Below are 6,625 nucleotides of genomic sequence, written 5' to 3'. Positions count from 1 at the left end.
ACTCATGAAAAATACTCCGTTCTAAAAAATTGTAATGTTAGTATAACGGGACTTTTCTAGAAAGAAAATAGAAAAACCCCGAATGGTAGTCACTTTTTAAGTGTCTACCATTCGGGGTTCAGTTCAGCAGTCGACTAAGTTACCTTTTCATTTCCTTTAGTTTCTCAAATATGGTGAGATAGTAACTAGGCTGCCTTGTCACAAACTGTTCTGCTCTAATGGTTTCCATGAAGAGTGCTTCTGGATTACCTTCGTTCTGACTAAGAATTCCAATTGCTTGCACTTCCGATACTTTATTCTCGAACAACTCCATCAGATCGGATAGAAGAGCTTCGTAAAGTCCTTGTACTTCACTTTGCTGCAGATGATATTGATATAGCGGCTGAGTATGAAGATAACCAAATACGGAGCTGATTTCTAGGTCTTTGAAGGGTATCCCGTTTACTTCACCATATAACTCCTCTTTTATCTCAAGCAGAGGTGTAAGCTGAGAGTAGGGAACGGCAAGTCCCAGTTCTTCCTCTAGTTCTCTTGCGGCATCTTGTACCGTTTCGCCTGCAGAGAGGTGCCCTGCAGCGGTAATATCATAGCAGGAAGGAAAGGTATCCTTACTGCTCACCCTTTTTTGAAAAAGCAGTTTACGCCCTTCTTCTGTATCTCGTATGAGCCAGCAGTGAAACGATTTATGCCAGTATCCTTTTGCGTGTACTTCAGAACGGGGGGCGGTGCCGATCCACTTTCCATCTTCATTGTAGATATCAAATTGCTCTTCTATTATCATAAGTTTGGTACCTCCCGTGTAATAATAACGTCTTACTACAGATTTACTGAGTTTTCTGTTAGCATGATTACATACAGTTTGGGGAAATGTAGTTATCATATAGGTTTAAACGAATAAGGGGGAGATAAAGAATGGAATGCATCGTTCGTTTTCAAGTTATCTACAAAAATGAAGAGACCAAGCACTTAAGAGGTCTTATTATGCTCGGAGATAAACAGGAAGCTTCTACAGATCAATTGATCCCAATGTTTAAAAAAATAGGATTTGATGTCATGGTTGAAAATAAAGATGATCTTACTTTTAAACCGGTTCGTCCGGATGAACCGTATACTCGAATTCGTGTCACAGAACTCGATACCGGGGAAGAAGTCTACCGGGAAGATGCAAATCTAAGACAGATCCTCGAAAATCTCATTCCTAGATCCCCAGGGCTTTAAGCTTTTGCCTTTTCTGTCCCAAGGATTGGTTCAATCAAGGATGTGCAGTATGAACAGCGTGTCGCTTCAAGCGGTATATCAGATATACAATAAGGGCATGCCCGTGTCGTTTTCTTCGGCTCGGGTTGTTCTTCTTTACGTTTAAATCGGTTGATCGCCTTGACGAACATAAAGATGCAGAAAGCCACAATCATAAAATCGAGAACAACATTAATGAACTGACCGTACCGGAGTACGGGGATTCCGGCTTCTTCTGCCATTGCAAGCGTAGTATATTTGCTTCCTTCAAGGGTGAAAATTCCTTTTTCCAGCGGCAAAAACAGCTGTTCAAAACTGCGATTTCCTAGAATTAGTCCGATCGGCGGCATGAGTATATCGTTAACGAAAGACGTTATAATTTTTCCAAATGCCCCGCCAATAATGACACCAACTGCCAAATCAATGACATTCCCTCGTACGGCAAATTCTTTAAATTCACTTATGATTCCTTTCAAGCAGATGCACTCCTAACATCGTATTATCGCTACCTTCATCTATTTAATCATCTGATAGACTCTCTTGGAAAGCGAAAAGTGAAAAAAATACTGAAAATAACACTTTCTTTTGCAGTATCAATTCGGTATACTTCTACCATCGACCTAACATAAGCTGTCTGTACCTGGATTCAGGTAGATAAAGAGACGCTTTACATTATTTACAAAATACACTTACGTTATCTCGTATATGTGCTGGAATAGGCCAGCATGTCTCTACCCGATCACCGCAAATGATTGGACTACGGGAGAATTAATATAAGGTTACGATAGATAGAAGAGACTTATCGCTAAAGTACCGTCAGTTCTGACGATAGTTAGGGATGGAATTTTGCTTCTATCAGATACCTATGTTCTTCTCCCTTGCTTTTCTGCCGGTTGGGACGGTGGAAGAGAAGGGACTTTTTTGCGTTTAGAGATAACAAACACGATAGCACCAAGGAGGAACAGATGATGAAGCTGTTAAAAGAGAAAGTATTAAATGAAGGAATTGTATTGTCGGATCAAGTATTAAAGGTGGATTCTTTCCTGAACCATCAGATGGATCCGATCTTGATGAAAGAGGTAGGCCGTGAGTTTACGCGAAGATTTGAAGGAGAAGAAATCACTCGTGTACTGACAATTGAATCCTCTGGTATAGCACCGGGCATTATGACAGCACTGGAGCTTGAAGTACCGCTTATTTTTGCACGCAAACAAAAATCACTGACTCTTCGTGAAGATATTCTGGTTGAGAAGGTGTACTCTTTTACAAAACAGGAATCCAATGAAATTACCGTTGCCAAAAAATTTATGAAGCCAGGGGATCGTGTGCTTATTATTGATGATTTCCTAGCGAACGGCGAAGCCGCTTTTGGACTTGCTCGGATCGTGGAACAGGCGGGAGCAGAGGTAGTCGGCATTGGTATCGTGATCGAGAAGGCATTCCAGCCGGGAGGTAAACTTTTGAAAGAGAAAGGGTACCGTGTAGAGTCACTTGTTCGTCTTGCTGCACTTAAGGATGGACAGGTTACTTTTGCCGAAGATGAGGTTCAAGTCTAATGACCCGTGAACGAATATTCGATCGTCATCGTCATCCAGCGAAGACATTTTCACTTGGTCTTCAGCACGTTTTGGCTATGTATGCCGGGGCCGTTATTGTTCCACTAATCGTGGGCAGTGCGCTTGAATTATCTTCGTCCGAACTAACTTACCTCATTGCAATTGACCTGCTGGCCTGTGGTCTTGCTACGTTATTGCAGGTCTGGGGAGGTAAATATTTTGGTATTGGACTTCCGGTTATGCTCGGTTGTGCATTTCAAGCCGTGGCTCCCATGATTCTAATTGGAAAAAACTTTGGCATGTCCTATATTTACGGAGCGATTATCGCATCGGGAATATTCGTTATGATTTTTGGCGGATTCTTCAGTAAACTGATCCGGTTTTTTCCGCCTGTTGTAACGGGGTCGGTAGTAACGATCATTGGCCTTACCTTGATTCCAACCGCTTTGAACGATCTTGGGGGAGGTCAGAATGAGGCCGATTTCGGGAGCATTCTGAATTTGTGTATCGGTTTTGGTGTTCTTATTTTTATCATTCTCATGAATCGTTTCACAAAAGGTTTCCTGCAATCTATTTCTATTCTGCTTGGTCTTGTTGTAGGTACCATCGTGGCCGGCTTCTTCGGTAAGGTAGACTTGACGCCAATGCTAGAAGCAAGCTGGTTCCGTGCACCAGAGCCGTTTCACTTCGGCACACCCAAATTTAATATCTCTGCCGTTCTGACGATGATCCTGGTTGCGATTGTCAGTATCGCAGAATCCACAGGTGTGTTTATGGCTCTCGGTAAGATCTTGGACAAAGATCTGAATTCGAAAGATCTAGCCCGCGGATATCGTGCAGAAGGTCTTGCGATAGTCGTCGGCGGTATTTTTAATTCATTCCCTTATACAACGTATTCTCAGAATGTAGGGCTTCTGCAAATGAGCCGCGTAAAGACGCGCGACGTCATCGCGGTGGCAGGCGGACTGCTTATTATCATTGGTTTTGTACCGAAGATTGCAGCTACCGCACAGATGATTCCTCATTCGGTACTCGGCGGCGCTACGGTAGCCCTTTTCGGTATGGTGGTATCATCCGGTATTCGTATGCTTGCTGAACAGGTGGACTTTAATCGGTATGAGAATCTGCTGATTATCGCTTGTTCTGTGGGAATGGGACTTGGTGTTACGGTCGTTCCTGATTTATTCGCACAGCTGCCAGAAGAGGCTGGGATTCTATTAAACAACGGAATTGTAGTCGGCAGCTTTACGGCAATTTTCATGAATCTCATCTTTAACGGGCTGGGTCCGGCAAAAGAAGTCCCTGGAACCAAGTCTACTGGTGATGAAGCAGCTTAATGCATATGTAAAAAGTAAAAGCCGGTTACGTGATCTCTTTTAGATCATGTAACCGGCTTTTTAATTACATTACACATTTTTTGATAAAAGACTAAGGTGTTTAATGAGATGATACATCCTCTATTACAGTTTACGCATTTGTTTATCAGCTAAATCCCCAACAATAGGCAGTTTTAGCCACTTTCCTTGCAGTGTCGTCACTAACATTACAATCCAAATAACAAAGCCGAGAAGAGATAACAGAGCTGCGAGCAGCGGACCAAATAAGGGAACAAGCCCGCTAAGAATGTGTCCAACTACGATAAAGCCAAAAGCAAACAAAGATTGCAGAGCATGAAACATGACAAATCGGCTTCGTTTCTCCAGTGCAAGCATCACAATTGCTCCTATAAAGGTGAACAGGTAGCATATTGCAGCAGCAATATTCTCATCAAGACCTGTAGATGATTTGAATGGAGACATTGTTCTTCCTCCCTTTGTACAAGGTGCTATAAGTTAGCATATGACGGGGGAGGAGATATTTGAACAGATACAGGAAAATTAATCGCTGATACAAAAATTAGATAAAAATAAATTAGGGTACCCCGTGAACCGGCAAAGCGGCTTAAGTGGATACCCTAATTTCTATAGAAGTAAACTTACCTCACCTAATAAAAGTAAATTAGGAAGGATCTCCGCCTTGTTGCTGACGTCTTGGATTCGTGATTTTTCCTTGTTTATCTGTGTCATTTTCCTTAGGAACCAGTCTAGGATCGGTGATCCCCTCATGATGATTCTCAAACATAAACTCGGTTAATTCCCATTCTGTAGCACCCAATACTGGATCCGATGGGAAATGTTGACCTCTGTAAAGATGCTCTGTAAGTCCTCGTTCATTTGTATAAACTCCGTCAACCTCAACTGTTTCCTTGGATATCGGGAGCATCTCCTTATCTTTTCCGCTCATGATTGGAATGCCTCCTTGAAAGAAATAGTAACCATTATTTCATAAAAATCGTGAAGCGCCAGGCTTCTGGCTTTAAGGTAACCTGATTCAGACATAATTATTCCAAGTAGAGAGACAATAACCATAAAGGAAAGCCATCCGAGGCAAAAATTCGAACTTTGGTAGATAAAATGTAAATTAATTACTTTTTATAAAGTTGTAAAGCTGTACGACTGCTTTGAATATGATACAATGGAAGTGTGATTCAAAAGGAATCATATCGGGTAATTATAGTGTCAGGTACCTGTCTTCTCAGGAGTCCCGGCCTAAAGCTGAATATTGCCGCGCACACTTCTTCATGGTATCAATTTAGATCTTTCTTTTTGCATTCTCTAAACGGAGCATTCACTTTCAACGTTTTGGGAGGGAGTTATCATGGCAACAAAAGGTCATAATGAGGTCAAAGAAAGTTTACGGGAAATGACTCGTATATTCAGGCCGAAGGATCCTAAAAAATTCGTGAAGGAGTATGTGAAAAAATACCGGATAACAGGAGGGTATGAAGAGGAACTGACGCTTGTAGTTGAGCGTGAATTAACCAGACTGAATTCCTCAGTCTCCTGATTCGTTTTTTTGTAAGGCATTCCCGTTGTATTTGCTGATTATATTGCTTTGTTGTTTATAGAACCGCCACCCTGATGAATTTGAAACAGAGAGGCGGTTTTTTTTGCGTCCTTCTCAGCATATATATGGTAAAGATTCCATAAATATAGAGGGGGACGGCCATATGTCGGTAAAGCTTAAAACAAAAGAAGAGATCGGTTACATGCGTGAGGCCGGACGAATCTTAAAAGAATGCCATCGTGAAATTGAGAGAAAACTTGCCCCAGATACGACAACCCAAGAGATTGATGAATTCGTAGAAACCTTTCTCGCTCGAAATGGAGCGGTTCCTGAGCAAAAAGGCTACAAAGGTTATCCCTATGCAACCTGCGCGTCGGTTAATGATATCGTGTGTCACGGATTTCCGAGTGAAAAGCCGCTGAAATCAGGTGACGTTGTCACCATTGATATGGTTGTTAACAAGGATGGATGGCTCGCAGACTCTGCGTGGACCTATGCCATCGGAAAAATCGATTCAAAAACCCAGCGTTTTCTTCGTCGAACCGAGAAAGCTATGTTACTCGGTATTGAAGAAGCGAGGCCGGGTAAAACGATAGGGGACATAGGATACGCCATTGAGAAAAATGTAAAACTATGGCGTTACGGCATTGTTAAACCGCTTGTAGGACATGGTATTGGCAGGTTAATGCACGAGCAGCCAGATGTGTTTCCTTACGGAAAAAAGGGAACAGGGATGAAGCTGGTTGAGGGTATGGTGATTACCGTCGAACCTGTTCTGACCATGGGAAGAACAGGCGCTGTTTATTGGGAAGAGGATGGCTGGACCGTTAGATCAGCAGATGGAAGTATTGGTGCTCAATATGAGCACACGGTAGCGATTACGAAGGATGGTCCGTTGCTTCTAACGATCTAGACTACCAAGTTGCAGGGAAGTGGTTAGGAATCCC

The 6,625-nt window shown here is 42.4% G+C and carries 9 protein-coding genes and 1 riboswitch; of the genes, 5 read left to right on the top strand and 4 right to left on the bottom strand.

From position 1 onward, the window contains the following. Positions 1-139: 139 nt before the first annotated feature. Complete coding sequence (locus KJS58_RS19305) at positions 140-781, bottom strand: NUDIX hydrolase (protein WP_213534978.1); 642 nt, start codon at positions 779-781, stop codon at positions 140-142. A gap of 131 nt (positions 782-912) precedes the next feature. Here KJS58_RS19305 and KJS58_RS19300 point away from each other — a divergent pair, with 131 nt between their 5' ends. Further along, a complete protein-coding gene (locus tag KJS58_RS19300) occupies positions 913-1,218 on the top strand; it encodes a hypothetical protein (RefSeq protein ID WP_213534976.1) in 306 nt (101 codons plus the stop codon). Here the strand turns inward: KJS58_RS19300 and mscL are convergent. Then, on the bottom strand, positions 1,215-1,718 hold the full coding sequence (gene mscL, locus KJS58_RS19295; protein WP_213534998.1) for a large conductance mechanosensitive channel protein MscL: 504 nt from the start codon (positions 1,716-1,718) through the stop codon (positions 1,215-1,217). The genes KJS58_RS19300 and mscL overlap by 4 nt on opposite strands. Before the next feature lie 197 nt (positions 1,719-1,915). Further along, a riboswitch (purine riboswitch) is annotated at positions 1,916-2,016 on the top strand. Between the two features lie 188 nt (positions 2,017-2,204). Here mscL and KJS58_RS19290 point away from each other — a divergent pair. Continuing rightward, on the top strand, positions 2,205-2,792 hold the full coding sequence (locus KJS58_RS19290; protein ID WP_213534974.1) for a xanthine phosphoribosyltransferase: 588 nt from the start codon (positions 2,205-2,207) through the stop codon (positions 2,790-2,792). After that, positions 2,792-4,129 (top strand): nucleobase:cation symporter-2 family protein, encoded by a 1,338-nt coding sequence (locus KJS58_RS19285; RefSeq protein ID WP_213534972.1) that lies wholly within the window; start codon positions 2,792-2,794, stop codon positions 4,127-4,129. Before KJS58_RS19290 ends, KJS58_RS19285 begins: the two co-directional genes overlap by 1 nt. Before the next feature lie 123 nt (positions 4,130-4,252). Here KJS58_RS19285 and KJS58_RS19280 read toward each other — a convergent pair whose 3' ends face one another. Next, on the bottom strand, positions 4,253-4,591 hold the full coding sequence (locus tag KJS58_RS19280) for a DUF4870 domain-containing protein (RefSeq protein ID WP_213534970.1): 339 nt from the start codon (positions 4,589-4,591) through the stop codon (positions 4,253-4,255). A 199-nt stretch (positions 4,592-4,790) separates the two neighbouring features. Then, entirely contained in the window at positions 4,791-5,075 is a 285-nt protein-coding gene (locus KJS58_RS19275; RefSeq protein ID WP_213534968.1) for a transposase, read from the bottom strand. A gap of 414 nt (positions 5,076-5,489) precedes the next feature. On the opposite strand from KJS58_RS19275, the gene KJS58_RS19270 reads away from it, so the two are divergent. Together KJS58_RS19270 and map are read left to right on the top strand one after the other, a co-directional pair. Further along, complete coding sequence (locus KJS58_RS19270; RefSeq protein ID WP_047911489.1) at positions 5,490-5,678, top strand: hypothetical protein; 189 nt, start codon at positions 5,490-5,492, stop codon at positions 5,676-5,678. Positions 5,679-5,841: 163 nt separating this feature from the next. After that, positions 5,842-6,591, top strand: a complete 750-nt coding sequence (gene map / locus KJS58_RS19265) for a type I methionyl aminopeptidase (protein ID WP_213534966.1) — start codon at positions 5,842-5,844, stop codon at positions 6,589-6,591. Positions 6,592-6,625: the final 34 nt, after the last annotated feature.

The organism is Paenibacillus sp. J45TS6, assembly GCF_018403285.1.
Classification (GTDB): domain Bacteria; phylum Bacillota; class Bacilli; order Paenibacillales; family Paenibacillaceae; genus Paenibacillus.
Note: the sequence above shows the minus strand (reverse complement) of the source record. Positions and strands in the feature narration are given on the sequence as shown.